The 22,377-nt window shown below is 72.4% G+C and carries 22 protein-coding genes and 1 riboswitch; of the genes, 13 read left to right on the top strand and 9 right to left on the bottom strand.

Going from position 1 to position 22,377, the window contains the following annotated elements; all coding sequences use genetic code 11:
* Positions 1–6 precede the first annotated feature (6 nt).
* Complete coding sequence (locus ACWGKT_RS21540) at positions 7–504, bottom strand: carboxymuconolactone decarboxylase family protein (protein WP_453274952.1); 498 nt, start codon at positions 502–504, stop codon at positions 7–9.
* Between the two features lie 47 nt (positions 505–551).
* Here ACWGKT_RS21540 and pdxR point away from each other — a divergent pair, with 47 nt between their 5' ends.
* On the top strand, positions 552–1,967 hold the full coding sequence (gene pdxR, locus ACWGKT_RS21535) for a MocR-like pyridoxine biosynthesis transcription factor PdxR (protein ID WP_453274951.1): 1,416 nt from the start codon (positions 552–554) through the stop codon (positions 1,965–1,967).
* Positions 1,968–2,004: 37 nt separating this feature from the next.
* Here pdxR and ACWGKT_RS21530 read toward each other — a convergent pair whose 3' ends face one another.
* Entirely contained in the window at positions 2,005–2,853 is an 849-nt protein-coding gene (locus tag ACWGKT_RS21530; RefSeq protein WP_453274997.1) for a hypothetical protein, read from the bottom strand.
* Between the two features lie 135 nt (positions 2,854–2,988).
* On the opposite strand from ACWGKT_RS21530, the gene ACWGKT_RS21525 reads away from it, so the two are divergent.
* Together ACWGKT_RS21525 and ACWGKT_RS21520 are read left to right on the top strand one after the other, a co-directional pair.
* On the top strand, positions 2,989–3,402 hold the full coding sequence (locus tag ACWGKT_RS21525; RefSeq protein WP_356145276.1) for a hypothetical protein: 414 nt from the start codon (positions 2,989–2,991) through the stop codon (positions 3,400–3,402).
* A 13-nt stretch (positions 3,403–3,415) separates the two neighbouring features.
* The gene (locus ACWGKT_RS21520) at positions 3,416–4,600 is read left to right on the top strand and encodes a glutathionylspermidine synthase family protein (RefSeq protein WP_453274950.1); all 1,185 of its coding nucleotides are present in this window, start codon (positions 3,416–3,418) and stop codon (positions 4,598–4,600) included.
* Here the strand turns inward: ACWGKT_RS21520 and rocD are convergent.
* The gene (rocD, locus tag ACWGKT_RS21515) at positions 4,597–5,802 is read right to left on the bottom strand and encodes an ornithine--oxo-acid transaminase (RefSeq protein WP_453274949.1); all 1,206 of its coding nucleotides are present in this window, start codon (positions 5,800–5,802) and stop codon (positions 4,597–4,599) included. The two genes, ACWGKT_RS21520 and rocD, sit on opposite strands and share 4 nt — an antisense overlap.
* 102 nt (positions 5,803–5,904) lie before the next feature.
* Positions 5,905–5,994, top strand: a riboswitch (ZMP/ZTP riboswitch).
* 32 nt (positions 5,995–6,026) lie between these two features.
* Here rocD and ACWGKT_RS21510 point away from each other — a divergent pair.
* Complete coding sequence (locus tag ACWGKT_RS21510) at positions 6,027–7,481, top strand: glycine hydroxymethyltransferase (protein ID WP_356145271.1); 1,455 nt, start codon at positions 6,027–6,029, stop codon at positions 7,479–7,481.
* 22 nt (positions 7,482–7,503) lie between these two features.
* Here the strand turns inward: ACWGKT_RS21510 and ACWGKT_RS21505 are convergent, their stop codons facing one another.
* A complete protein-coding gene (locus ACWGKT_RS21505; protein WP_453274948.1) occupies positions 7,504–8,250 on the bottom strand; it encodes a hypothetical protein in 747 nt (248 codons plus the stop codon).
* A 172-nt stretch (positions 8,251–8,422) separates the two neighbouring features.
* On the opposite strand from ACWGKT_RS21505, the gene trpS reads away from it, so the two are divergent.
* Positions 8,423–9,436 (top strand): tryptophan--tRNA ligase, encoded by a 1,014-nt coding sequence (gene trpS / locus ACWGKT_RS21500; RefSeq protein ID WP_356145269.1) that lies wholly within the window; start codon positions 8,423–8,425, stop codon positions 9,434–9,436.
* Positions 9,437–9,627: 191 nt separating this feature from the next.
* Positions 9,628–10,206, top strand: coding sequence for a 2'-5' RNA ligase family protein (locus ACWGKT_RS21495; protein ID WP_453274947.1), 579 nt, complete (start codon positions 9,628–9,630; stop codon positions 10,204–10,206).
* 36 nt (positions 10,207–10,242) lie between these two features.
* Here the strand turns inward: ACWGKT_RS21495 and ACWGKT_RS21490 are convergent, their stop codons facing one another.
* On the bottom strand, positions 10,243–10,998 hold the full coding sequence (locus ACWGKT_RS21490) for a decaprenylphospho-beta-D-erythro-pentofuranosid-2-ulose 2-reductase (protein WP_356145265.1): 756 nt from the start codon (positions 10,996–10,998) through the stop codon (positions 10,243–10,245).
* A gap of 37 nt (positions 10,999–11,035) precedes the next feature.
* Complete coding sequence (locus tag ACWGKT_RS21485) at positions 11,036–12,391, bottom strand: FAD-binding protein (protein WP_453274946.1); 1,356 nt, start codon at positions 12,389–12,391, stop codon at positions 11,036–11,038.
* Positions 12,392–12,524: 133 nt separating this feature from the next.
* On the opposite strand from ACWGKT_RS21485, the gene ACWGKT_RS21480 reads away from it, so the two are divergent.
* The 3 genes from ACWGKT_RS21480 (at position 12,525) to ACWGKT_RS21470 (ending at position 15,037) form a co-directional block, all read left to right on the top strand.
* On the top strand, positions 12,525–13,034 hold the full coding sequence (locus ACWGKT_RS21480) for a phosphatase PAP2 family protein (RefSeq protein WP_356145262.1): 510 nt from the start codon (positions 12,525–12,527) through the stop codon (positions 13,032–13,034).
* Complete coding sequence (locus tag ACWGKT_RS21475) at positions 13,027–14,025, top strand: decaprenyl-phosphate phosphoribosyltransferase (protein WP_453274945.1); 999 nt, start codon at positions 13,027–13,029, stop codon at positions 14,023–14,025. Before ACWGKT_RS21480 ends, ACWGKT_RS21475 begins: the two co-directional genes overlap by 8 nt.
* Positions 14,026–14,128: 103 nt before the next feature.
* Entirely contained in the window at positions 14,129–15,037 is a 909-nt protein-coding gene (locus ACWGKT_RS21470) for a YihY/virulence factor BrkB family protein (protein WP_453274944.1), read from the top strand.
* Here ACWGKT_RS21470 and ACWGKT_RS21465 read toward each other — a convergent pair.
* Entirely contained in the window at positions 14,985–16,304 is a 1,320-nt protein-coding gene (locus ACWGKT_RS21465) for a D-alanyl-D-alanine carboxypeptidase family protein (protein ID WP_453274943.1), read from the bottom strand. The genes ACWGKT_RS21470 and ACWGKT_RS21465 overlap by 53 nt on opposite strands.
* Before the next feature lie 91 nt (positions 16,305–16,395).
* Between ACWGKT_RS21465 and ACWGKT_RS21460 the strand changes: the two genes are divergently transcribed.
* The 4 genes from ACWGKT_RS21460 to ACWGKT_RS21445 all read left to right on the top strand — a co-directional run bounded on the left by ACWGKT_RS21460 (position 16,396) and on the right by ACWGKT_RS21445 (position 20,162).
* A complete protein-coding gene (locus tag ACWGKT_RS21460; protein WP_235457151.1) occupies positions 16,396–16,635 on the top strand; it encodes an SCO4848 family membrane protein in 240 nt (79 codons plus the stop codon).
* A 15-nt stretch (positions 16,636–16,650) separates the two neighbouring features.
* Complete coding sequence (locus tag ACWGKT_RS21455; RefSeq protein WP_453274942.1) at positions 16,651–17,904, top strand: metallophosphoesterase; 1,254 nt, start codon at positions 16,651–16,653, stop codon at positions 17,902–17,904.
* Between the two features lie 193 nt (positions 17,905–18,097).
* Positions 18,098–19,654: an ABC transporter substrate-binding protein gene (locus ACWGKT_RS21450; RefSeq protein ID WP_453274941.1), complete on the top strand. Its 1,557-nt coding sequence runs from the start codon at positions 18,098–18,100 to the stop codon at positions 19,652–19,654.
* 106 nt (positions 19,655–19,760) lie between these two features.
* Positions 19,761–20,162 carry an ATP-binding protein gene (locus ACWGKT_RS21445; RefSeq protein ID WP_356145250.1) on the top strand — a complete coding sequence of 134 codons (402 nt, stop codon included), beginning with the start codon at positions 19,761–19,763 and terminating at the stop codon, positions 20,160–20,162.
* Positions 20,163–20,196: 34 nt separating this feature from the next.
* Here the strand turns inward: ACWGKT_RS21445 and ACWGKT_RS21440 are convergent, their stop codons facing one another.
* Positions 20,197–21,639, bottom strand: coding sequence for an ATP-binding protein (locus ACWGKT_RS21440; protein WP_453274940.1), 1,443 nt, complete (start codon positions 21,637–21,639; stop codon positions 20,197–20,199).
* Complete coding sequence (locus ACWGKT_RS21435; protein ID WP_453274939.1) at positions 21,636–22,322, bottom strand: response regulator transcription factor; 687 nt, start codon at positions 22,320–22,322, stop codon at positions 21,636–21,638. Before ACWGKT_RS21435 ends, ACWGKT_RS21440 begins: the two co-directional genes overlap by 4 nt.
* Positions 22,323–22,377: the final 55 nt, after the last annotated feature.

The following is a 22,377-nucleotide window of genomic DNA, read 5'->3' as shown; positions in this document are numbered from 1 at the left end:
GACGGGTCACCCGAACTGACCCGGCTGGTAGTGGCCCGGGGCCATACGGGTGGTCACGCCGAACCGGTTCCACGCGTTGATCACCGTGATCGCGGCGATCAGCTGTGCCAGCTCGGCCTCCTCGAACTGCTTGGCGGCCCGCTCGTACACCTCGTCCGGCACGAAGCCGTCCGTGAGGACCGTGATCGCCTCGGTCAGCTCGATCGCCGCCAGTTCCTTCTCCGTGTAGAAGTGCCGCGACTCCTCCCACGCGCCGAGCTGCACGAGCCGCTCGACGCTCTCACCGGCCGCGAGCGCGTCCTTGGTGTGCATGTCGAGGCAGAACGCGCAGTGGTTGAGCTGCGAGGCGCGGATCTTCACCAGCTCGTACAGCGTGGGGTCCAGGCCCTTGCGGGCGGCGCTGTCGAGCCGGACCATCGCCCGGTAGACCTCGGGGGCGTGCTCGGCCCACTGCAGGCGGGGCGGGACTTCGGGGGCGTAGGTGGTGTTGTGTTCTGTGGTCATGCCATCGACCCTAGGAGCAAGGCAGCCCAGGAGTATGGTCCATTTACATGGCAGAATCCCGGGCCACTCTGGGCGTCGACCTGCACCTCGAACCGACCGGGACGGCCGGTCTGCGCCGGGGCCTGACCGACGCGCTGCGCGACGCCGTGCGCACCGGCCGCCTCGCCCCCGGCACCCGACTGCCCTCCTCCCGCACCCTCGCCGCCGACCTGGGCATCGCCCGCAACACGGTCGCCGACGCCTACGCCGACCTGGTCGCCGAGGGCTGGCTCACCGCCCGGCAGGGCTCCGGCACCCGGGTCGCCGAACGAGCGGTGGCCCGCCCGGCCGGCACGGCACCCCGCCGCCGCGCACCCCAGCGGCCCGTCCACAACCTGATCCCCGGCACCCCCGACCTCGCCGCGTTCCCGCGCGCCGAATGGCTCAGGGCCGCCCGCCGCGCCCTCACCGCCGCCCCCTCCGAGGCCCTCGGCTACGGCGACCCGCGCGGCCGCCCCGAACTGCGCGCCGCCCTGGCCGGCTACCTCGCCCGCGCCCGCGGCGTGCGCGCCGACCCCGAGGCCGTCGTGATCTGCTCCGGCATCACCCACGCCCTGCGGATCCTCGCCACGGTGCTGCACCACCGCGGCGCGGGGACGGTGTTCGTCGAGTCGTACGGCCTGGTCCAGCACCGGACCCTCCTGACGGAGGCGGGCTGCGTCACCCGGCCGCTCCCGTACGACGCGCGCGGCACGGACACCGGCGGGCTGACGGCCGCCACGGACGCGGCCGACGCCGGGGCCGTGCTGCTCACCCCGGCGCACCAGTTCCCGATGGGCACCGTCCTGCACCGCGACCGGCGGGCGGCCGCCGTGGACTGGGCGCGGCGCACCGGCGGGCTGGTCCTGGAGGACGACTACGACGGTGAGTTCCGCTACGACCGCCAGCCGGTCGGCGCGCTGCAGGGCCTGGACCCGGACCACGTGGTCTACCTCGGCACCGCCAGCAAGTCGCTGGCCCCCGGGCTGCGGCTGGGCTGGATGGTGCTGCCGCCGGCGCTCGTCGAGGAGTGCGCGGCGGTCAAGGGCCACACCGACGTGTGCGGGGTGCTGGACCAGCTGACCCTCGCCGAGTTCCTCACCTCCGGGGCCTACGACCGTCAGGTGCGCTCCGCCCGGCTGCGCTACCGGCGCCGCCGCGACGCCCTGGTCGCGGCCGTCGCCGCCCGCCCGCCCGAGGCACCCCGCATCGAGGTGACCGGCATCGCGGCCGGGCTGCACGCCGTGCTGCGCCTGCCGCCCGGCACCGAGCGCACGGTGGTGCAGGCCGCCGTCTGGCAGGGCCTCGCCCTGCACGGACTGTCCGCGTTCCGCCACGAACACGCCACGACCGAGCCGCTGGACGCCGTGGTCGTCGGGTACGGGACACCGCCGGAGCACGCGTGGGCGGGGGCGTTGCGGGCGCTGTGCCGGGTGCTGCCGTGAGGGAGCCTCGACGGGCCGTCCCGGCCGGCGCCGGCGGTCAGTGGGTGGTGGGTTCGGAGACCGGTGCCGCCTCCGTGGTCGGCGCCTCGCCGAACCGGGCCAGTGCCAGCGCACCCGCCACCGCCACCGAGAAGCCGAGCACCGCGAGCCAGGTCAGGCCCTCCCGGGTGCGGTCGCCGAGCCAGATCACACCGACCGCCGCCGGACCGATCGTCTCCCCGATCACTATCCCGGCGGTGGCCGTCGTCACCGACCCCCGTTGAAGGGCCGAGGTCAGCAGCAGGAACGCGGCCCCGCCGCCGAGCAGCAGGGCGTACGTCGCCGGGTTGGTGAGCAGGTCGGACGGGCGCAGCGAGTCGATCAGACGGACCGCCACCTCCACCACCCCGAACCCGAACCCGGCGCCAAGCCCCAGCAGCAGCGCCCGCCCCCGGCCGGTCAGCCGCCCGCCGACCGCGCCGAGCAGCAGCACCGCGACGGCCGTGCCGAGCATCGCGTACCTGAGCGCCGCCGACCCGCCGCGGTCCCCCTCCGTCCCGGACGCCAGGCCCAGCATCCCGAGCCCCGCGCACACCACCGCGACCGCGCCCCACTCCAGCCCGCCCAGCCGCGCCCGCAGCAGCCGGGACGCGACCACCGCCGTGACCGCGAGGCTGGCGGCCAGCGCCGCGCCGACCGCGTAGATGGGAATCGACCGCAGCGCCGCGATCTGCAGCAGGAAGCCGAGCCCGTCCAGCGCCAGCCCGGCCAGATACCGCCACTGCCGCAGGGCACGCAGCAGCAGTGCCGCGTCCCCGCCCCCGCCCGTGCTCGCCTCCCGGGCGGCCATCGCCTGTAACACCGTCGCCGTACCGAAGCAGACCGCCGCGCCGAGCGCGCACACCATTCCAAAGACCACAAAGTGACTGTAGGGGAGCGGGTGACTGCGGGTGACCCCTGGGGCCGCCTGCGGTGCCACTCCCACCGATCTCTAGGCTGTCTGGACAGCAACAAAGAATCAGCCAACGGGGGATACACGAACATGGCCGGCACGCGCCGACAACTGCGCTCCACCACCGTCGTCCTCGGCGGCATGGGCCTCCTCGCGGCGGCCCTCACCGCCTGCTCGTCCGAACCGGACAAACGCTGCGTCGACCGCGACAGCTACAACATCGCCAAGGGCTACAAGGTCGTCGCCGACAAGACCTGCAAGACCAACGGGTCCGTCAAGGTCTCCGGGTCCGCCAAGTCCCGCCGACCGGTCAAGACCCGGATCAAGGTCGACGCCGCCTGGTACTACGGCGGCAAGAAGAAGAACGGCTGGGTCGACGGCGGCTCCTTCAGCAAGCCCGGCGGCTCCGGCGGTTCCGGCGGTTCCTCATCGGACGACGACAGCCACCACAGCGGTGTCCACCGCGGCGGCTTCGGCGGCGGCAAGGGCAGCTCCGGCGGCTGAGCGAGCACACACGATGGAACGCCGCACGATCGAACCCCGCCCCGGCTGGCAGCAGACCGTCGAGGAACAGGGGCTGATCTACCCCCTCACCCGCCAGCCGGACGGCTCGCTGCGCCCGTACTGGGACGAGAGCGCCTACTACGTGTTCACGCTCGACGAGGTCGAGGCGCTGGAGGAGGTCGTCGAGGAACTGCACCGCATGTGCCTGGCGGCCGCCGAGCACATCGTGGCCGAGGGCCGCTTCGCCGACCTCGGCATCACCGACCCGCGCGTCGCCCACGTCGTCGCCGAGGCGTGGCGGCGCCGCGCCGAACTCCCCTCCGTCTACGGCCGCTTCGACCTCCGCTACGACGGTACGGGCCCGGCGAAGCTCCTGGAGTACAACGCCGACACTCCCACCTCCCTGGTCGAGGCCGCCTCGCCGCAGTGGTTCTGGATGGAGGAGCGCTTCCCCGGCGCCGACCAGTGGAACTCCCTGCACGAGCGGCTGGTGGCGGCCTGGAAGAGCCAGGCCGCCCTCCTGCCGCCCGGCAGCCCCCTGTACTTCGCGCACTCCTCGGAGGACGAGCTGGGCGAGGACCTGATGACGGTCGCCTATCTCAAGGAGACCGCCGAGCAGGCCGGCCTGGACACCGAGTGGATCTCCATGGAGGAGATCGGCTGGGACCCGCTGTCCGGCCGCTTCGTCGACAACCACCTGCGCTTCATCCGCAGTTGCTTCAAGCTCTACCCCTGGGAGTGGCTCACCACCGACGCCTTCGCGGGCCACGTCCTCGACACGCTCGACAACGGCGGCGGCACCGGCAGCACCCTGTGGATCGAACCCGCCTGGAAGATGCTGCTGAGCAACAAGGCCCTCCTGGCGATCCTCTGGGAGCTGTACCCCGGCCACCCCAACCTGCTGCCCTCCTACCTCGACGGCCCGCGCGAGCTCGCCACCACCACCGGCTACGTCGCCAAGCCCCTCCTGGGCCGGGAGGGCGCCGGCGTCACCGTCCACGAACCCGGCGCGCCCGCCGCCCCGCGCGACGAACCCTGCTGCTACCAGCAGCTGGCCCCGCTCCCCGCTTTCGACGGCAACCACGTCGTCCTCGGCGCCTGGGTCGTCCACGGCGAGTCCGCCGGCCTCGGCATCCGCGAGTCCTCGGGCCTGATCACGGACGAGTACGCCCGCTTCCTGCCCCACGTGATCCGCTAAGCGGCCAGCACCGCGCGGAGCTGGTCGAGGCCCCAGTCCAGGTCCTCCTTGCTGATCACCAGGGGCGGGGCGATGCGGATCGTGGAGCCGTGCGTGTCCTTCACCAGGACACGCCGGTCCATGAGCCGCTCCGAGACCTGCCGCCCCGTACCGAGCCGCCGGTCGATGTCGACCCCGGCCCACAGCCCGCGCCCGCGTACCTGCGTCACCTTCCCGGCGCTGAGCAGCGCGCCCAGCTCCCGGTGCAGATGCTCGCCCAGCTCCGCCGACCGCGCCTGGTACTCGCCGGAGCGCAGCATCGCGATCACCTCCAGCGCCACCGCGCAGGCCAGCGGGTTCCCGCCGAACGTCGACCCGTGCTCGCCGGGCCCGAACACGCCCAGCACCTCCGCACTCGACACCACCGCCGACACCGGCACGATCCCGCCGCCCAGCGCCTTGCCCAGCACGTACGCGTCCGGCACGACCCCCTCGTGCTCACAGGCGAAGGTCCGCCCGGTCCGGCCCAGTCCCGACTGGATCTCGTCGGCGATGAAGAGGACGTTCCGCTCCCTCGTCAGCTCCCGGACCGCCCGCAGATAGCCGGCCGGCGGAACGATCACCCCCGCCTCGCCCTGGATCGGCTCCAGCAGCACCGCCACCGTGTTCTCGGTGAGCGCCTCCCGCATCGCCGTCAGGTCCCCGTACGGCACGATCTCGAAGCCCGGCGTGTACGGCCCGAAGTCCGCTCGCGCCTCGGGATCCGTGGAGAAGCTGATCACCGTCGTCGTCCGGCCGTGGAAGTTGCCGCCCGCGACCACGATCTTCGCCATCTCCGCGGGCACCCGCTTCACCCGGTAGCCCCACTTGCGGGCCGCCTTCACCGCCGTCTCCACCGCCTCCACCCCGGTGTTCATCGGCAGCACCATCTCCATCCCGCACAGCTCCGCCAGCTCCGTGCAGAACGCGGCGAACCGGTCGTGGTGGAAGGCCCGCGAGGTGAGCGTCACCCGGTCCAGCTGCGCCCTGGCCGCCGCCACCAGCCGCCGGTGGCCGTGCCCGAAGTTCAGCGCGGAGTAACCGGCCAGCAGGTCGAGGTAGCGCCGGCCCTCGACATCCGTCATCCAGGCCCCGTCCGCGGTGGCCACGACCACCGGCAACGGGTGGTAGTTGTGCGCACTGTGGGCGTCGGCGGCGGCGATGAGCGTCTCCGTCGTGGTCACGGGAACTCCAGAGGGCCGAAGAGTCGAGGTTCATCCCCTTTCCTATCCTCGCTCGCATGGTGGACGCGGGAACTACACCGTGCGACGCGCCCGGTAGGCTGATCAACGGGCCGTGACTGGCGCGCTGGGATGGGACGGACCATCAGGGAGCGGCCCGAGCGCGAAAGAGTGCCGTGCGCCTGGGCCGAACCGAGTACGCCGAACGTCACGTCCGGAGGTCCCCGATGCCTGAGAATTCCGCACCGCTTTCCCCTGAGTCCACGGCCTTCCGCGCCGCCCTCGACGTGATCCGCGCCGTGGAGCCCCGCGTGGCCGACGCCATCGGCCAAGAGGTCGCCGACCAGCGCGAGATGCTCAAGCTGATCGCCTCCGAGAACTACGCCTCCCCGGCCACCCTGCTCGCGATGGGCAACTGGTTCAGCGACAAGTACGCCGAGGGCACCGTCGGCCGCCGCTTCTACGCCGGCTGCCGCAACGTCGACACGGTCGAGTCCCTCGCCGCCGAGCACGCCAAGGAGCTCTTCGGCGCCCGCCACGCCTACGTCCAGCCGCACTCCGGCATCGACGCCAACCTCGTCGCCTTCTGGGCCGTCCTCGCCCAGCGCGTCGAGGCCCCCGCCCTGGAGAAGGCCGGCGTCCGCCAGGTCAACGACCTCGCCGAGGCCGACTGGGCCGAGCTCCGCCAGGCCTTCGGCAACCAGCGCATGCTCGGCATGTCCCTGGACGCCGGCGGCCACCTCACCCACGGCTTCCGCCCGAACATCTCCGGCAAGATGTTCGATCAGCGCTCGTACGGCACCGACCCGGCCACCGGCCTGATCGACTACGAGGCCCTGCGCGCCTCCGCCCGTGAGTTCAAGCCGCTGATCATCGTCGCCGGGTACTCCGCCTACCCCCGTCTGGTGAACTTCCGGATCATGCGCGAGATCGCCGACGAGGTCGGCGCCACGCTCATGGTCGACATGGCCCACTTCGCGGGCCTGGTCGCGGGCAAGGTCCTGACCGGCGACTTCGACCCGGTCCCGCACGCCCAGATCGTCACCACGACCACCCACAAGTCGCTGCGCGGCCCGCGCGGCGGCATGGTCCTGTGCGACGACTCGCTCAAGGACCAGGTCGACCGCGGCTGCCCGATGGTCCTCGGCGGCCCGCTCCCGCACGTCATGGCCGCCAAGGCCGTCGCCCTCGCCGAGGCCCGGCAGCCCTCCTTCCAGGACTACGCCCAGCGCATCGTCGACAACTCCCGCGCGCTGGCCGAGGGCCTCATGCGGCGCGGCGCCACGCTGGTCACCGGCGGCACCGACAACCACCTCAACCTGATCGACGTCGCCACCTCCTACGGCCTCACCGGCCGCCAGGCCGAGGCCGCCCTCCTCGACTCCGGCATCGTCACCAACCGCAACGCCATCCCGGCCGACCCGAACGGCGCCTGGTACACCTCCGGCATCCGCATCGGCACCCCCGCCCTGACCACCCGTGGCCTGGGCACCGCCGAGATGGACGAGGTCGCCGGCCTCATCGACCGCGTGCTGACCACCACCGAGCCCGGCGTCACCGGCAAGGGCACGCCGTCCAAGGCCCAGCACGTCCTCGACCCGAAGATCGCGGACGAGATCTCCCGCCGGGCCACCGACCTCGTCGCCGGTTTCCCGCTGTACCCGGAGATCGACCTGGGCTGACCGTCCCCGCAGGGAGCGGCCGTCACAGATCCAGATCGATCAGCTCCTGTCGTGGTTCGTCCCGCGGCGGTCCGGCCTCGCGCCGGGCCGCCGCGCGGCGTATCAGCAGGGTCCCGGCGACCCCGACGGCCAGTCCGGACACCGCCCACCAGGCGCCATCCGTCGTACGGTCCCACCCGGAGGCACCGGAGCCGGTCCCGGTATCGGCTCCCGGGCCCGGCCCCGGAGCCCCGTCCGCCGCGACCAGCCCCGACCGTTCCAGCTGCCGGAACACCCCGCGTGACGCCCGATGCCAGCGGATGTCGTCGTCCGTCACGTCCGGCGCCGGATCCGAGCGCACCCACGGGGTCCCGTCGGCCGCGAGAAGCAGCTGGTCGAGCCGCTCCATGGCCACGTCGCCGCCGGGCGGGCGGCTCGTCCGGGGCCAGCCGCCGACGCCGGTCAGCCCCCAGACCACGGTGACCCGCGGTGCCGGATACCGTCCCTGCGCCCAGGCCCGCGGCACCCGCTCCGTCCCCGTGTAGGTCGGCTCCATCAGCTGCCACAGGCGCGCGAAGCCGGGCTCCCCGGAGTGCAGCGTCGTGGACCGTCCGGAGCCGCCGGTGACGAGCACGGCCATGTCGGGAAGATCGGCGCGGACACCCGGGTCGTCGGCCGCGGCGCCCGCCGACCAGGCCCCGGGCGCCGCCGTCCCGCCCAGTGCCAGGGCCACCGCCGTCAGGGCCACCAGCCGTAACCGCGTCCGTCCGCTCGGCTTCCGCACCGCCATGCGCCGCCGCCTCCCGCCCCGAGAAGGTGCGTCGGCGCCCGGCCGTACGCACTGTGTTTCTCGTCTCATCGGCGGCGATCGACCGGGTCGTTACAGGTCCGGGGAGGGATCGGTCCGTACCTGTTTCCGACCGGTACCGGATTGGCCCCCCATACCTGAGAGAATGGTGAGCATGGCCTCTGATCGTCCCCGCGTGCTCTCCGGTATCCAGCCCACCGCAGGCTCGTTCCACCTCGGCAACTACCTCGGCGCCGTCCGCCAGTGGGTGGCCCTGCAGGAGACCCACGACGCGTTCTACATGGTCGTCGACCTGCACGCGATCACGGTCCCGCAGGACCCGGCGGAGCTGCGCGCCAACACCCGGCTCGCCGCCGCCCAGCTCCTCGCGGCCGGCCTCGACCCGGAGCGCTGCACGCTCTTCGTCCAGAGCCACGTTCCCGAGCACGCCCAGCTCGCCTGGGTCATGAACTGCCTCACCGGCTTCGGCGAGGCCTCCCGCATGACCCAGTTCAAGGACAAGTCCGCCAAGCAGGGCTCCGACCGCGCCTCGGTCGGCCTGTTCACGTACCCGGTCCTGCAGGTCGCGGACATCCTGCTCTACCAGGCCAACGAGGTCCCGGTCGGCGAGGACCAGCGCCAGCACGTCGAGCTCACCCGTGACCTCGCCGAGCGCTTCAACGGCCGCTTCGGCCAGACCTTCACCGTCCCGAAGCCGTACATCCTCAAGGAGACGGCGAAGATCTACGACCTCCAGGACCCGTCGATCAAGATGAGCAAGTCGGCGTCCACGCCGAAGGGCCTCATCAACCTCCTCGACGAGCCCAAGGCCACCGCGAAGAAGGTCAAGAGCGCCGTCACCGACACGGACACCGTGGTCCGCTTCGACGCCGAGAACAAGCCGGGCGTGAGCAATCTGCTCACGATCTATTCGACGCTCACCGGTGCGGGTATCCCCGAACTGGAGGAGAAGTACGAAGGCAAGGGCTACGGTGCGCTCAAGACCGACCTCGCCGAGGTCATGGTCGAGTTCGTGACGCCGTTCCGGGAGCGCACCCAGCAGTACCTCGACGACCCCGAGACGCTCGACTCGATCCTGGCCAAGGGCGCGGAGAAGGCGCGGGCCGTCGCCGCGGAGACCCTCTCCCAGGCGTACGACCGCGTGGGCTTCCTGCCCGCCAAGCACTGAGGCGTACCCCCGCACGCACGGGCACCGGGCAGCGCGCTGCACATCACTCCGGCCGCGCCTGCCCACAGGACAGCCGTGGCCTTACAGTCGAAGCCACACGGCTGAGCACGAATCGGGCAACCCGCCCGGCGCCGTGCTCGGCAACCGCACCGCACTCCGCAAACGCACCGGACACGACGACAGGAGACGACGTGGGGACCGTAACGATCGGCGTGTCGATCGCGGTCCCGGAGCCTCACGGCAGCCTGCTCCAGGAGCGGCGCGCGGGCTTCGGCGACCCCGCGGCTCACGGCATTCCCACGCACGTCACCCTGCTGCCGCCGACGGAGGTCGACGGCAGCGAGCTGCCGGCCGTCGAGGCGCACCTCGCCGAGGTCGCCGCGGTCGGCCGTCCGTTCCCGATGCGGCTGTCCGGCACCGGCACCTTCCGTCCGCTGTCGCCGGTGGTGTTCGTGCAGGTCGTCCAGGGTGCCGAGGCCTGCTCCTGGCTGCAGACCCGGATCCGTGACGCCTCCGGTCCGGTGGCGCGGGAGCTGCAGTTCCCGTACCACCCGCACGTCACGGTGGCCCACGGCATCGACGAGGCGGGCATGGACCGCGCCTTCCGGGAGCTGGCCGACTACGCCGCCGAGTGGCCCTGCACCGGCTTCGCCCTCCACGAGCAGGGCCCCGACGGCGTGTGGCGCAAGCTCCGGGAGTTCACCTTCGCCGGGGCCGTGGTGCCCCCGCAGGCCGGACACATGGACCGAGGCTCGGTCCCGACCCGCTGAGCGGCGCACTCGCTTCAGGCCCGGCCGGCCGGTCCCTCACAGCGGCAGCCGGCGGAACACCGCCCGGGGCGCGTGGCGCAGGGCCGACATGACCAGGCGGAGCGCCCCCGGTACCCAGACCGTCTCCGAGCGGCGGCGCAGGCCCAGTTCGATGGCCGAGGCCACGGCCTGCGGGGTGGTCGACAGGGGGACCTCGTCCAGGCCGGCCGTCATCCGCGAGCGGACGAACCCGGGGCGTACGACCATGACGTGCACGCCGGTGCCCTGCAGCGCGTCGCCGAGGCCCTGGGCGAAGGCGTCGAGGCCGGCCTTGCTGGAGCCGTAGATGAAGTTCGAGCGGCGGGCGCGCTCGCCGGCCACCGAGGAGAGCACGACCAGAGAGCCGTGGCCCTGGGCCTGGAGCGCGCCCGCGCTCACCAGACCCGCCGACACCGCTCCCGTGTAGTTGGTCTGCGCGACCCGGACCGCGTTCACCGGCTCCCGCTCGTCGCGCGCCTGGTCGCCGAGGATCCCGAAGGCGAGCAGCACCATGTCGATGTCGCTCTCGGCGAAGACCTTGCCGAGCACCGTCTCGTGGGATTCGGGGTCGAGCGCGTCGAAGGCCACGGTGCGGACGTCCGCCCCCAGGGCGCGCAGGCTCTCGGCGGACGCCTCCAGGGCGGGCGAGGGGCGGCCCGCCAGCCAGACCGTGCGGGTGCGGCGGGCGATCAGCCGGCGCGCGGTGGCCAGCGCGATCTCGGACGTGCCGCCGAGGACGAGCAGGGACTGGGGGAGGCCGAAGGCGTCCTTCACGACAGCTCCTTGGGGCGATCAGAGGGGGCGGGGGAGGTCAGAGCCCGAGGCGGCGGGCCAGGTCGGAGACGAACACCCCGCGCGGGTCCAACTCCGCGCGCAGGGCACGGAAGTCGGCGAGCCGGGGGTACATCGGGGCGAGCAGTTCCGGCCGTAGCCGGGAGTCCTTGGCGAGGTAGACCCGCCCGCCGGCCGCGGCCACCTCCTGGTCCAGCCCGTCGAGGAAGGCACCGAGCCCGGGCAGCCCCGCCGGGATGTCCAGGGCGAGCGTCCAGCCGGGCACCGGGAAGGACAGCCATCCGGGGTCGGCGTCGCCGAACTGCTTGAGGACGGCGAGGAAGGAGGGGCACCGGTGCTCACAGACGCGGCGCACGATCCGGCGCAGGGCGTCCTCCTGGCCGTACCCGACGACGAACTGGTACTGCACGAAGCCGCCGCGGCCGTAGATCCGGTTCCAGTGCGGCACCGCGTCCAAGGGGTGGAAGAAGCGGGAGATCCCCTGCAGTTCACCGGTACGCGCGCGGGGTGCCTTCCGGTACCAGAGTTCGTTGAACCATCCCACGGTGGTGCCGCCGAGCAGTCCCTCCGGGACCAGGGCGGGGGCGGCCGGGAGCCGGCGCGGGCGGAAGGACAGCGGGTGCCGCCGCGCGCGGGTGCCCTCCCGCAGCGCCTCCAGGGGTGCGTGGTCGCCGCGGGTCAGCACGGCGCGTCCGGTCGCCGCGCCGCGCGCCAGCAGGTCGATCCAGGCGACCGAGTAGCGGTAGCGGTGGTCGGTGGCGGTCAGACGGGCCATCAGGTCGTCGAGGTCCGTGGCGCGTTCGGTGTCGACGGACAGGTACGCCGTCTCGACCGGGAGCAGGCGCAGGGTGGCCGTCAGGACGATCCCCGTCAGGCCCATGCCGCCCGCGGTCGCGTCGAACAGGGGCGTGCCGCGGCCCACCGCGCGGACCTCGCCGTCGGCGGTGAGCAGTTCCAGCGCCAGTACATGGCGGGAGAAGGAGCCGGAGACATGGTGGTTCTTGCCGTGGATGTCGGCGCCGATCGCCCCGCCGACCGTCACCTGGCGGGTGCCCGGGGTCACCGGCACGAACCAGCCGAGCGGCAGCAGCACCTCCATGAGCCGGTGCAGGGACACGCCCGCGCCGCACAGCACGGTGCCGCCGTCGGCGTCGATGGCGTGGATGCGGTCGAGACCGGTCATGTCGAGGACGGATCCGCCGGCGTTCTGCGCCGCGTCCCCGTAGGCCCGCCCCAGCCCCCGTGCGATGCTCCCGCGGGCCCCGCAGCTCCGGACGGCGGCCGCGGCCTCATCGTACGTCCGTGGGCGGATCAGCCGGGCGGCGGTGGGGGCGGTGCGGCCCCAGCCCGTGACGGAAACCGTGTCTCCAGACATGCCGGTGACCGTATCGCCCCTATGCGGGCGATTGATCCCGCGACGTCAATTCCCTCCCCGAAATGGGTGATTAATGGGATGTCGCACAATATTGCCATAGTTTGGCTGGGGTGAGCGTGAACAGTGAGTCCACATGGACGACTTCGACGATCTGGATCACCGGATCCTCTCCGCCCTGCACGCCCGCGGCACCGATCCGCGCGTCGCGTCCGCCGCCCGTGCTCTGTCCCTGGCCGGCGAGCACGGCGCGCTGTGGCTCGCGGTGGGACTCGTCGGAGCCGCCGCGGACGGCGCGCGGCGCGCTTGTTGGGTGCGCGGCACGACGCTGGTCGCGGGCGCTCACCTCGGCAGCATGGGCGTGAAGCGGCTCGTGCGCCGCGCGCGCCCCATGCACGTCGAGCCCCGGGTGCGCACCGCGGGCCGGCACTCCTTCCCGAGCTCCCACGCCGCCTCCGCCACGGCCGCCGCCGTCGCCTTCGGCGCCCTGGGGGCGTACGGGATCGCGCCGCTCGCCGCCGCCATGTGCCTGTCCCGCCTGGTCGTCGGCGTCCACTACCCCTCCGACGTGGCGGCGGGCGCCGCCCTCGGGGCACTCACGGCGCGACTGGGGGCACGCTGGATGACGAGGAGCGCCCATGACTGAGACCGCGCCCCTCGCCGGCTCCGCGCACGCGGACACGGCCACGAATCAGGGTGAGATGTCCCGCCCGCAGTGGCGAGCGCCCGGCGGGCCACCCGCGCGGCCCCGCGCGGGGGCCGTCCTGCGGGGCCTGCTGAAGACCACCCGCCCCAAGCAGTGGGTGAAGAACAGCCTGGTCGTCGCCGCCCCGGCCGCCGCCGGACGGCTGTTCACCCGGGAGGCGCTCACCCAGGTCACCCTCGTCTTCGTCCTCTTCACCGCCTGCGCCGCCGCCGTCTACCTGATCAACGACGCCCGGGACGCGGCGGCCGACCGCGCCCACCCCACCAAGCGGCACCGCCCGGTCGCGGCCGGACAGGTCCCCGTCCCCGTCGCGTACGCCACCGGAGCCGCCCTGGCCGTCCTCGCGCCGGCCGCCGCGGCCTGGCTGTCCTCCCCGGTCGTCGCGGCCCTCCTGACGGCGTACATCGGCATGCAACTGGCCTACTGCGTCAGCCTCAAGCACGTCCTGGTGATCGACCTGGTCGTCGTCAGCACCGGCTTCCTGATGCGGGCGATGATCGGCGGGGTCGCGCTCGGCATCCCGCTGTCCCGCTGGTTCCTGATCACCACCGGCTTCGGCGCGCTGTTCATGGTCTCGGCCAAGCGCTACTCCGAGGCCGTCCAGATGGCCGGAAAGGCGGGCGCCACGCGCGCGTTGCTCACCGAGTACAGCACCGGCTACCTCCGCTTCGTCTGGCAGCTCGCCGCGGGCGTCGCCGTCCTCGCCTACTGCATGTGGGCCCTGGAGGAGGGCGGAGTGCCGCACACGAGCGTGCTGCCCTGGCGACAGCTGTCCATGGTCGCCTTCGTCCTCGCGGTGCTCAGGTACGCCGTCTTCGCCGACCGCGGAACCGCGGGCGAGCCCGAGGACGTGGTCCTGCACGACCGGGCCCTCGCCCTGATCGGCACGGTCTGGCTCGCGATGTACGGCCTGGCGGTGGCGAATTGGTGACCCGGCCGCACCGGGCCGGGGCAGCGGTCCGGGCCGCCGTGGGTCCGCCCGCAGTGGGTACTCGTACAGGGGTATTCCACCGCGACCAGGGCAGAGTCGGATCATGGACTGGCTGAAAAGGCTTCCGGGCATCGGGCCGCTCGTCACACGCCTGATGGCCACGCACGCGTGGCGCGCCTACGAACGGCTGGACCGGGTGAAGTGGACGCGGCTGGCCGCCGCCATGACGTTCATCAGCTTCATCGCGCTGTTCCCGCTGCTGACGCTGGCCGCCGCGATCGCGGCCGCCACGCTGAGCCCGTCGCAGCAGCAGGAACTCCAGAAGAAGATCGCCGACCAGGTCCCGGGCATCTCGAACCAGCTGGACATCAACGGCCTCATCCAGAACGCCGGCACCGTCGGACTCATCGCCGGTGCCGTGCTGCTGCTCACCGGCATCGGCTGGGTCGGTCAGATGCGCGACTGCCTGCGCGCCGTGTGGGAGCTGCCCGACAGCGAGCGCAACCCCCTCGTGGCGAAGGTGAAGGACACCGTCATCCTCATCGGTCTCGGCGGCGCCGTCCTGGCCACCATCGCGATCTCCACGGTGGCCTCCGCCCTGGTCGGCCGGATCACCGACGAGCTCGGCATCGAACGGGCGGGCTGGGGCAGCATCCTGCTGCACACCGCCGCCTTCGCCGTCGCCGTGCTCGCCGACTTCCTGGTCCTGCTCTACGTCCTGACCCTGCTGCCCGGCGTCGAGCCGACGCGCCGCCGCCTGATCGTCGCGGCACTGATCGGCGCGGTCGGCTTCGAACTGCTCAAGCTCCTGCTCAGCGGCTACATCCAGGGTGTCGCCGGAAAGAGCATGTACGGCGCGTTCGGTGTCCCCGTGGCCCTGCTGCTGTGGATCAACTTCACCTCGAAGCTGCTCCTGTACTGCGCGGCCTGGACGGCGACACCGAGCGACGGCACGGAACTCACGGACGCGTCCGACGGCGCACCAGATCCGGCAGCGGCCAGCGGCGGTTGATCAGGAACACCGCGCCCGCCACCAGCGCCAGCAGTCCGCCGGTGATCCCCAGGGCGACACCGACACCGCCCGAGCCGCTCCCGGAGGAGGCGCTCGCCACGGGCTTCGACGAGGAACCGCCGGTCCCGGCGCCCTTGCCCGAGCCGGAGGAGGTGGTGGCGCCCGGCTGGGCACCGGCCTGTGCGGCGCTCTTCGGCGCCACCAGCTCGCCCACCGGCGTCACCTTGCCGGCCGCCTTGAAGCCCCAGTCGAAGAGCTTGGCGGTCTCCTTGTAGACCTCGTTGTGCTCGTTCTTCTCCGGCTTCATGACCGTCACCAGCAGCACCTTGCCGCCGCGCTCGGCCACGCCGGTGAAGGTGGCGCCCGCGTTGGTGGTGTTGCCGTTCTTCACACCGGCGATGCCCTGGTAGACCGGGACGTCGCTGTCGCCGCTCAGCAGCCGGTTGGTGTTCTGGATCTCGAAGGTCTCGCGGCCGGGCTTGCCCTTCTTGTCCTTCGTCGTGGCACCCGGGAACTTCGCCCGCACGGTCGAGCAGTACTCGCGGAAGTCCTTCTTCTGCAGCCCCGAGCGGGCGAACAGCGACAGGTCGTACGCGGACGAGACCTGGCCGTCGGCGTCGTAGCCGTCCGGGCTGACCACGTGGGTGTCGAGGGCCTGCAGGTCCTCGGCGTGCGCCTGCATGTCCTGGACGGTCCGGTCGACGCCGCCGTTCATCGCGGACAGCACGTGCACGGCGTCGTTGCCGGAGCGCAGGAAGACGCCGAGCCACAGGTCGTGGACCGTGTAGGTCTCGTTCTCCTTTATGCCGACCATGCTGGAGCCGGAGCCGATACCGGCCAGGTCGGTCGGCACCACCTTGTGCTTCGTCGTCTTCGGGAACCTCGGCAGGACCGTGTCCGCGAACAGCATCTTCAGCGTGCTCGCCGGGGGCAGCCGCCAGTGCGCGTTGTGCGCGGCGAGCACCTCGCCCGACTCGGCGTCGGAGACGATCCAGGAGCGCGCGGTGAGGTCCTTGGGCAGCACGGGGGCGCCGCTGCCGAGGTTGACCTGCGTGCCGGGGGTACCGAGGCGGGTGCCGCCGACCGTCGACATCGTGGCCGGGGGAGTGGCCGACGGCGTGGTCGACGGGTGCGGGGCGGCGAGCGCGGCGGGAGCGGCGGCCACGGAAAGGGTGGCCAGGCCGGTCAGCGCGGCTACGGAGGCGGTCAGGGACGTGAGGGAAGTGGCCAGGTTCGAACGCCTGGTGGGCTGCTTGGGTGCGGGCACGGTCGAGAACGTACCTGTCGCGGGCCGCGAAGTCCCATTCGCGGCACCACCCCGAGGACCGCGCCGCTCGGCCGACGGCGATACTGGACGTATGAAGCTCAGCCGCCCGCTCTCCTGGTTCCTGCTCGCCTTCGGGGTGTGGAGCTGGGTCATCTGGGTCACTTTCGTCAAAAATCTCGTCAAGGACAGCAGCGGACTCGCGTTCGACGACGGTCACCCGACGGCGTACTTCTGGGTGCACCTGCTGCTGGCGGTCGTTTCCTTCGTATTGGGGACGGTCATCGGGGGCATCGGGTTGCGCGGACTGCGCGCACTGCGCCGGACGTCATAGCGGGGGCACGGCAGGGTGGTCATCGTCTTCGCACTCGTCGCCCTGGCCGTGCTGGCCGTCGTCGCGGCGCTGTACCGGTACGTGTGGCGCAGGCTGGTCCGCGACACCACGGCGGCACCGGGCCGTGCGCGTCGCACGGGCACGGCGGTGTTCGTGACGGGGCCGGCCCTGATGATCGCGGCCCTGGTCGCGGAACGCTCCGGCGCCCCCTTCTGGCTCCAGCGCGCCCTGGCCTGGCCCGGCTTCCTCTGGATGGCCCTGTCGGTGTACCTGCTGCCGGCCGTGCTCGCGGGAGAGGTCGTACGACCCCTGTTGCGACGGCTGTTGGAGCGGCGGGCCCCGGCGACACCGGCGCCGGCGGCGGTGCCGGCGGAAACGACGGTGCCCGCGGGACCGGCACCGCCGGGCCCGGACCCGGACCCCGTCCAGGCGCCCCCACCCGCCCCCTCCCGCCGTCTCTTCGTCTCCCGTGTCGTGGGCGGAGCCGCCGCCACCGCCGCGGTGGGCACCGTCGGTTACGGCACCTACGGCGTCCTGCGCGGCCCGAGGGTGAAGCACGTCACCGTTCCACTCGCGAAGCTGCCGCGGGGCGCGGACGGTTTCCGGATCGCCGTCGTCAGCGACATCCACCTCGGCCCGATCCTCGGCCGGGGCTTCGCGCGGAAGGTCGTCGACACGATCAACGCCACGCAGCCCGACCTGATCGCGGTCGTCGGTGACCTCGTCGACGGGAGCGTGAAGGACCTGGGACCCGCCGCGGCGCCGCTGGCACAGCTCAGGGCCCGGCACGGGGCGTACTTCGTCACCGGCAACCACGAGTACTTCTCCGGCGCCGAGCAGTGGGTCGAGGAGGTGCGCCGGCTCGGCCTGCACCCGCTGGAGAACGCCCGCACCGAGCTGCCCGGTTTCGACCTCGCCGGTGTGAACGACGTGCAGGGCGAGAGCGAGGGCCAGGGACCGGACTTCGGGCGGGCGCTCGGCGACCGGGACCGGGCACGCGCGTGCGTGCTCCTCGCCCACCAGCCCGTGCAGATCCACGAGGCCGTCCGGCACGGCGTCGACCTCCAGCTCTCCGGACACACCCACGGCGGCCAGCTCTGGCCGGGCAACTTCATCGCCAGGGCGGCGAATCCGACGGTCGCGGGACTGGAGCGCCACGGCGACACCCAGCTGTACGTCAGCCGTGGCGCGGGCGCCTGGGGGCCGCCCACGCGGGTGGGGGCGCCGTCCGACATCACCGTCGTACGACTCGCCTCCAAGCAAGCCTGAAGAGTTGCTGGGAATTTGCTGTGAAACGATCGGGAAACAATTCCCGGTAAGTTCTTTCTCATTTCTCAAAAGTCCTCTTTCCCCAGTTGAAACTCCTGTGATTAGGTGGCCGCGCCACTAGGGGAGTGGCGTTGTGCACACGGCCCAATGGGGCCACAGGGGGCCCGTTCGGGCCTGGGGAGGGCACTCACCGATGCGATCGGTGCGCATGCGGATTCTCGCGACGCTGCTCGTGCTGGCGGCCGTGGGAGTGGGCGGCTGGCAGCTTCTGCCGGCGCAGGGAAACAACGACAAGACCATCAGGGTCGGCACGACGGACGCCGTTACGTCGCTCGATCCGGCCGGGGCCTACGACGCGGGATCCTGGGCGTTGTTCAGCAACGTGTTCCAGTCCCTGATGACCTTCGAACCGAGCGGTGTCACGCCCGTTCCGGACGCGGCCAAGAGCTGTGACTTCGTGGGCAGCGGACTGAAGACCTATCGCTGTGAACTGCGGGACGGACTCACCTTCCCGAGCGGACGCGCGATGACCGCCGAGGACGTGAAGTACTCCTTCGACCGGGTCAAGAAGATCAACTCGGACGTCGGCCCGGCGTCCCTGTTCTCCACCCTCGGTTCGGTGAGCGCCCACGGGAACACCGTCACCTTCAACCTGTCGTCGCCGGACGCCACGTTCCCGTTCAAGGTGGCCACCGGCGCCGGCGCGATCGTCGACAAGGACAAGTACCCGGCGGGCTCCCTGCGCACCGGATCCGAAGTCGACGGCACCGGCCCCTACACGCTCACCTCGTACGCCAAGGACACCCGGGCGGACCTGGCGCCGAACCCGAGGTACAAGGGCATCCTGGGCGGCACGGGCCGCCCCGTCGAGCTGCGGTACTACGCCGACGCCGACAAGCTGAACAACGCCTGGAAGGCCAAGGACGTCGAGGTCGCCACGCGCACCCTGCCGCCCGCGGTGCTCTCCCGCCTCTCGGCCAGCGACCCGAAGCAGCGCGTCATGGAGTCCGACAGCTCCGAGACCCGCAACCTCTACCTGAACACCCGCGCGGGCTCGCCGCTGCACGACGCGCGCGTCCGCCGGGCCCTGGCCTGGCTGGTCAACCGCGAGCAGCTGGCCGCCACGGTGTACGACGGCACGGTCGACCCGCTGTACTCGCTGATCCCGACCGGCATCACCGGCCACACCACGTCCTTCTTCGACGCCTACCCGAAGCGGAGCACCGAGAAGGCGAAGGCGCTGCTCACCCAGGCCGGCGTCGCCGTCCCGGTCCACTTCACCTTCGGCTACGGCAAGGGACGGGGCGCCGGCGCCGAGGAGGCCGCCGACCTGAAGAAGCAGCTGGAGGCCGGCGGCCTGTTCAAGGTGGACGTCCAGGGCTACGAGTGGACCGACTTCCAGAAGCGCTGGGCCACCGGCAAGCTGGACGCGTACGCGGTCGGCTGGGTCGCCGACTACCCCGACCCGGACACCTTCGGCGCCCCGCTCGTCGGCACCGGCTCCACCATGAACACCGGCTACACCAACAAGCTCGTCGACCATCTGATCGTGGACAGCCAGCAGTTCGCCGACCGCAGCCGGGTCGCGCAGGACTTCCGCGACCTGCAGGCCGACGTCGCCACCGACGTGCCGCTGATCCCGCTCTGGCAGCGCAAGGAGTACGTCGTCAGCAGCGAGGACATCGGCGGCGGCCAGTACCTCTCGGACGGCACCGGCGTGTTCCGGCTGTGGCGGCTGACCTGGATCTGACGAGGTTCCGACGCGATCCGGCGTTCGGACATACGCCCGGGTGAAGCGGGGCAGACACCCGACGCGGCACCCTGTGACGGAGGTGTGCGTGGGGTGAGGAGCAGACGTGCTGAGACGCAACGCCTTCCGGCTGCCCCGGCATCCGGCGTCCGTCGGTCTCGCCCGGCGCCGGGTCCGGGACCATCTGGCCGACTGGGGCCACCGGTCCGGTGACCCGGCCCTGGAGGACGTGGTCCTGCTGGTGTCCGAGCTGGCCACCAACGTCGTACGCCACGGGCCCCTGCTGGAGCGGGAGTTCGAGGTCGCCGTGACCGCCCTCGCGGACGGCTCCTGCCTCATCGAGGTCTCCGACGAGGGCCGCCACGAACCCCGGCTGCGGCTGGTGCGGGACGGCGACGAGACCGGCCGCGGGCTGCACCTCGTGGCGGCCGTCGCCGCGGCCTGGGGCGTGTGGAGCCGCGGCGGCCACGGCAAGACGGTGTGGGCACTGGTCTCGGCCCCCGCCTGAGGCGTCGTATACCGCGCCCACGGCACTTTCCCGGCTACGACCCCACGGGCACCCGTACCGGAAGCGTCACCGTCACCGCCAGGCCCTCTCCCGGGGCCGTGCAGACCGCCACCTCGCCGCCGTGCGCGCGGACGACGCCCTGCACGATCGCGAGGCCCAGCCCGCTGCCCGCGCCGCTGCCCGCGCGGAAGAAGCGGTCGAAGACCCGCACCGCGTCCTCCTCGGCCAGCCCCGGACCCTCGTCCGCCACGCACAGCCGCACCACCCCGTCCGCGCGCTCCACGCCCAGCCGCACCGGCACGTCGGCGGGCGTGTGCGTGCGCACGTTGGCCACCAGATTGCCGAGCACCTGGCGCAGGCCGGACTCGTCGGCCGACACCAGCAGGGCGCCGTCGGCGGCCACGGTGACCGGCCGCTCCGGCTGCTGCGCCCGCAGGTCCTCGGCCGCGTCCCGCACCAGCCGGCTCAGGTCGACGCTGCGGAACCGCAGCTCGGGGCGCTGGTCGAGGCGGGCGAGCGTGAGCAGCTCGTCGACCAGCCGCCCCATGCGGTCCGCCTCGGCGTTGACCCGGTCCCAGGCCCGCTTGCGCTCGGCCGCCTCGACCAGCATGCCCTTGTCGTACAGCTGGAGGTAGCCGCGTATGGCCGCCAGCGGGGTGCGCAGCTCGTGCGAGGCGTCGGCGACGAAACGGCGCAGCTGGGCCGCGCTGCGCTCACGCGTCCGGTACGCCGACTCCACCTGCTGGAGCATGGAGTTGAGGGCCAGCCGCAGCTGCTCGACCTCCTGGGTGGGCTCCCGGCTGGAGGGCACCCGCCGGGTGAGATCTCCCTCGGCGATCGCCGAGGAGGTCTCCACCATGTCCTCCAGGGGCCGCATCCGGCGCCGCACGCTGAACATGGTCAGACAGGCCAGCAGCGCCAGCAGCAGCGTGCCCACGGCGAGGTCGAGTCCGACGGCCTTGGCCATGCCCCGGTGCAGGCCCTCGGTGGAGGTGGCCAGCAGGATGTAGGGGCCGTCGGCGAGCCGGGTCGCGGTCACCCGGTACGCGGTGCCGTGCACGCTCACGTCGTGCGGGTCGGGGTCGGCGGCGAGCGCCCGCGGGTCGTCCACCGCGCCCGCGAGCCCGCGCTGGGCCTCGGTGGGCTTGATGCCGAACAGGGTGAGGGCCGTGCCCCGGCCGTCGACGGCGGTGAAGATCGAGTCGGGTGTCGGACGGTCGTCCCTGCCCGTGGGCGCGATCCGGTCGCGGACGACGCCCAGCACGCTCAGCGAGTCGACCTGGCGCAGGGTGAGGCCCGAACTGCCCAGCGAGTCACGCATCTTGGTCAGCTCGGCGTCCACCTGGCCGAGCAGGTAGTGCCGCATCCCCATCAGGCTGACCGCGGTCGCCACGACGATGCCGAGCGCGAGCAGTGCGACATTGGTCAGGGTCAGCTTGCCGCGCAGGGAGTGGATGCCCCCGCACCGCCGCCTCATGCGAGCCCGTATCCGACACCCCGCCGCGTGGTGATCACCGGCGGTCCCAGGGTGTCCAGCTTGCGGCGCAGATAGCTGATGTAGGTCTCGACGACGGTCGATTCGGGCGGGGTGTGCTCGTACTGCCAGACATGGCGCAGCAGTTGATCCTTGGGCACGATCCGGCCGCCGTTGCGCACCAGGAAGCGCAGCAGCGCGTACTCGGTCGGGGTCAGCTCGACCGTACGGCCCGCGCGGTGCACCGAGTACGTCGTCTCGTCCAGCTCCAGGTCGCCGTACCGCAGCGGCGGCCGCTCGGGGATGACGTCGGCCGGGCGGGTGCGGCGCAGCACCGCGCCGACGCGGGCGACGACCTCGTCGATGTTGAACGGCTTGGTGATGTAGTCGTCGCCGAAGCCGAGGGCGCCGACGATCTCGGCGGGGGAGTCGCGCGCGGTGAGGAAGACCAGCGCCAGGTCGGGCTGCATGGCGCGCAGTTGCCGCCCCAGCGCCCGGCCGTCCCCGTCCGGCAGCATCACGTCGAGCAGGGCCGCGTCGGGCCGGGTGCGCTCGGTCAGGGCGAGGGCCTCGCGGACGGTGCCCGCCGTCATCACCTCGAAGCGGTGGTAGCGCAGGGCGATGGCGAGGACGTCCGCGATGCTCGGTTCGTCCTCCACGACCAGCACGGTGCCTGGAGCCGTCATGCCCCCAGTATCGGCACGACCGCGGACGACGGGGCCCGCCCCAGCTTTGGAGTTC

It is taken from the genome of Streptomyces sp. NPDC054794 (assembly GCF_053611585.1).
This window is presented reverse-complemented; position numbering and strand designations above follow the sequence as displayed.

What these genes read in the sequence shown, in the direction of transcription:
- ACWGKT_RS21540 (WP_453274952.1), bottom strand. Translation starts at nt 504, where the DNA reads ATGACCACAGAACACAACACCACCTACGCCCCCGAAGTCCCGCCCCGC.
- pdxR (WP_453274951.1), top strand. Translation starts at nt 552, where the DNA reads ATGGCAGAATCCCGGGCCACTCTGGGCGTCGACCTGCACCTCGAACCG.
- ACWGKT_RS21530 (WP_453274997.1), bottom strand. Translation starts at nt 2,853, where the DNA reads ATGGTGTGCGCGCTCGGCGCGGCGGTCTGCTTCGGTACGGCGACGGTG.
- ACWGKT_RS21525 (WP_356145276.1), top strand. Translation starts at nt 2,989, where the DNA reads ATGGCCGGCACGCGCCGACAACTGCGCTCCACCACCGTCGTCCTCGGC.
- ACWGKT_RS21520 (WP_453274950.1), top strand. Translation starts at nt 3,416, where the DNA reads ATGGAACGCCGCACGATCGAACCCCGCCCCGGCTGGCAGCAGACCGTC.
- ACWGKT_RS21510 (WP_356145271.1), top strand. Translation starts at nt 6,027, where the DNA reads ATGCCTGAGAATTCCGCACCGCTTTCCCCTGAGTCCACGGCCTTCCGC.
- ACWGKT_RS21505 (WP_453274948.1), bottom strand. Translation starts at nt 8,250, where the DNA reads ATGGCGGTGCGGAAGCCGAGCGGACGGACGCGGTTACGGCTGGTGGCC.
- trpS (WP_356145269.1), top strand. Translation starts at nt 8,423, where the DNA reads ATGGCCTCTGATCGTCCCCGCGTGCTCTCCGGTATCCAGCCCACCGCA.
- ACWGKT_RS21485 (WP_453274946.1), bottom strand. Translation starts at nt 12,391, where the DNA reads ATGTCTGGAGACACGGTTTCCGTCACGGGCTGGGGCCGCACCGCCCCC.
- ACWGKT_RS21480 (WP_356145262.1), top strand. Translation starts at nt 12,525, where the DNA reads ATGGACGACTTCGACGATCTGGATCACCGGATCCTCTCCGCCCTGCAC.
- ACWGKT_RS21475 (WP_453274945.1), top strand. Translation starts at nt 13,027, where the DNA reads ATGACTGAGACCGCGCCCCTCGCCGGCTCCGCGCACGCGGACACGGCC.
- ACWGKT_RS21470 (WP_453274944.1), top strand. Translation starts at nt 14,129, where the DNA reads ATGGACTGGCTGAAAAGGCTTCCGGGCATCGGGCCGCTCGTCACACGC.
- ACWGKT_RS21460 (WP_235457151.1), top strand. Translation starts at nt 16,396, where the DNA reads ATGAAGCTCAGCCGCCCGCTCTCCTGGTTCCTGCTCGCCTTCGGGGTG.
- ACWGKT_RS21450 (WP_453274941.1), top strand. Translation starts at nt 18,098, where the DNA reads ATGCGATCGGTGCGCATGCGGATTCTCGCGACGCTGCTCGTGCTGGCG.
- ACWGKT_RS21440 (WP_453274940.1), bottom strand. Translation starts at nt 21,639, where the DNA reads ATGAGGCGGCGGTGCGGGGGCATCCACTCCCTGCGCGGCAAGCTGACC.
- ACWGKT_RS21435 (WP_453274939.1), bottom strand. Translation starts at nt 22,322, where the DNA reads ATGACGGCTCCAGGCACCGTGCTGGTCGTGGAGGACGAACCGAGCATC.